Source organism: Streptomyces blattellae (assembly GCF_009709555.1).
Lineage (GTDB): Bacteria > Actinomycetota > Actinomycetes > Streptomycetales > Streptomycetaceae > Streptomyces > Streptomyces blattellae.
Genome location: NZ_WJBG01000095.1, coordinates 1 through 1,990, shown reverse-complemented (window position 1 = coordinate 1,990; position 1,990 = coordinate 1). Strand labels below are relative to the sequence as shown.

At 66.5% G+C, this 1,990-nt stretch carries 3 protein-coding genes and 1 pseudogene; all 4 read left to right on the top strand.

Features of this window, described 5'->3' with window-relative positions:
• Window positions 1–28 precede the first annotated feature (28 nt).
• Window positions 29–355: a hypothetical protein gene (locus tag GFH49_RS01760; RefSeq protein WP_155053939.1), complete on the top strand. Its 327-nt coding sequence runs from the start codon at window positions 29–31 to the stop codon at window positions 353–355.
• Between the two features lie 66 nt (window positions 356–421).
• The gene (locus tag GFH49_RS01755; RefSeq protein WP_155053940.1) at window positions 422–736 is read left to right on the top strand and encodes a pore-forming ESAT-6 family protein; all 315 of its coding nucleotides are present in this window, start codon (window positions 422–424) and stop codon (window positions 734–736) included.
• Window positions 737–809: 73 nt separating this feature from the next.
• Window positions 810–1,202 (top strand): DUF6507 family protein, encoded by a 393-nt coding sequence (locus GFH49_RS01750; RefSeq protein ID WP_196217823.1) that lies wholly within the window; start codon window positions 810–812, stop codon window positions 1,200–1,202.
• A pseudogene (locus GFH49_RS01745) lies at window positions 1,199–1,990 on the top strand (ADP-ribosyltransferase); the annotation flags it as partial. The gene GFH49_RS01750 and the pseudogene GFH49_RS01745, both read left to right, overlap by 4 nt.

The window sequence follows — 1,990 nt, the reverse complement described above, 5'->3', positions numbered from 1 at the left end:
GCAGCCCGATGGGGGAGGCGAGTTCGGTATGAAGTTCGACATGGGTGCGCAGACGCTGCAGAACCTGCAGCGTGGTTCGCGGGGGTCGAGTGACGATCTGGGTGTGTTGATCCAGCAGTTGGTGCAGGCGGCGGCGCCGCTGGAGGGCAGGTTCAACGGTTCGGGTCGGGTGATGTTCGATCAGTTCAAGGCGCGGGCGGACGGAATCACGAGGGAACTGAACGGGTCGCTGGCGGCGATTGTGGGCGGTCAGTCGGGTATGGATTCGGCGTTTTCCTCGGGTGATCAGGAGCAGGGGGACAACGCGCGGCAGCAGATGGGGGCTGCGAACTTTGATGCGGCGCGGTTCCGCTGAGCGTGGGCTTCGTTCTGTCAGGACCTCTGTGTGGGGTTTGGTTCGTCTTTCGGGGTGTGGTGTGTGATGGCGGGTGCGGGTGCTGATCGTCGGTCGTATGACACGGGTGCGTCGTCGGATGCGCAGGCGAATATCCAGGCGGTGATCGCTCGTCTGGAGTCGGTGATCGATGATCGTGACCGTCAGGTGAAGGCGGCGATGGCGGACTTCACGGCGGATGGGGTGGCGGATGAGTACCACGGCAAGGAGCAGCGGTGGAACAGTGCCTCGAACGAGGTGCGGAACATCATCGCTTTGCTGAAGTCGACGCTGGAGAAGAACGACGCTACGGCGCAGTCGACGCTTCAGCGGGCGAAGGCTGCGGTCGACAACATCGGCTGAGTACCGGTTGGTTGGTGTCGTGGTGCGCAGAGGTCTGTAGGGCTGTGGGCGCGTCGGGGATGCGGGGGCTGTAGTGCCGGGCTGGGATCTGAGGCCGCAGGGTATTTCGGGTGTGTTGAAGACGACAGGTGAGACGGCGTCGGAGCTGGAGGAGTACGGCACGGCGTTCGGTGATCATCTGACGTCGGCGGCGACGAGTGCGGGCACGATTTCTGCCGAGGGCGGCGGGGGCGGTCAGGACGGGGAGCAGGCGGCGGGTGGTCTGGTGGCGCTTGCGTTGTCGCAGTATGCGGAGCGGGCGTCGCGGGATCTGCAGTACGTCGCGGCGCGGGCGGGTATGTCGTTGCAGGGTGCGGTGGACGCGACGACGGCGTATCTGGACGGTGATGAGGAGATGGCCGCGGAGGCGCAGCGTGCGGCGCTGGCCGAGCCGAAACTGGACATGCCGGGGGCGGGCACGTCGTGATCCAGCCAGGGGAGATACCTCAGTTCACGGGTGACTTGGCGCAGCTGGAGACGGACTGTGCGGACCTGAGGAGGGACGCGGGGGATGTCCGCAGGACCGGCCAGGACGTGCATTCCCAGTTCCAGGGCCTGTCGGCGTACTACACCGCTCCCGAGGCGGAGCAGCTGTTCGCGACGACGAAGCCGGTCCAAGACCGCGCGGACGCCTTCGCCGACGACCTCGAAACGGTCTCCGGCGCCCTGTCGTCGTACGCCACCGAGGTCCGCCCCCTCAAGGACAAGCTGGAGCAGCTGAAGGCGGACGCGACGACGTTCGTCGCGTCCGTCAAGGATGACGACGAGTGGGAGTACGACGGCGGCAAGGTCGAGGAGCACAATCAGATCCGGGACGAGATCACTGCGACGGTGGCGGCGTTCTGGGCGGCGGAGCGGACCTGCCACAACAAGATCACCGCTCTGTGGGGCGGCACGCAGATGGTGGCGGGGGACGGTTCGGAGCGTGCGGACCAGTACGGGTTCAGCGCCGGGGACATGGCGAACGCGAAGCTTCCCTGGGGTGACCCGGTGGAGGAGAAGCACCACTGGTACGAGGTCGGCCACTGGGTGAAGTCCTTCGTGTGGGACGGCCTGATCGTGGACGGCGTCTGGGGCACGATCGTGGGCCTGGGCACGCTGGTCGGCTTCGGCGGCTGGGAGGCGATGGGCCAGGTATGGAAGGGCCTCGCCCAACTCGCCACCGGCCTGACCTTGAGCATGATGCCGGGCGCGCAGGTGGCGTTCTGGGCCATG